This window comes from Bacillus cereus group sp. BfR-BA-01441, from assembly GCF_022663075.1.
Lineage (GTDB): Bacteria > Bacillota > Bacilli > Bacillales > Bacillaceae_G > Bacillus_A > Bacillus_A cereus.
This window is the reverse complement of record NZ_JAKUEU010000316.1, coordinates 1-290: the sequence shown is the minus strand read 5'-3', so window position 1 is coordinate 290 and position 290 is coordinate 1. Positions and strand designations below refer to the sequence as shown.

Here is a 290-nt window from a genome sequence, read left to right as displayed (position 1 = left end):
TGATCAGGTTGATAGGTTCGAGGTGGAAGCATGGTGACATGTGGAGCTGACGAATACTAATAGATCGAGGACTTAACCATATAATATGTAGCAATGTTATCTAGTTTTGAAAGAATATAAAAAACTTGTTGACTTTCAAAAGTAAATGAGTTATAATAATTCTTGTCTTAAATGAATATAGTCTGGTAATGATGGCAGAGAGGTCACACCCGTTCCCATACCGAACACGGAAGTTAAGCTCTCTAGCGCCGATGGTAGTTGGGACCTTGTCCCTGTGAGAGTAGGACGTT

Annotated in this window: 1 rRNA gene; it reads left to right on the top strand. The window is 39.7% G+C overall.

Annotation, left to right across the window (positions count from 1 at the left end):
* Nucleotides 1-181 precede the first annotated feature (181 nt).
* Nucleotides 182-290: ribosomal RNA gene (rrf, locus tag MR107_RS30685) — 5S ribosomal RNA — on the top strand; the annotation flags it as partial.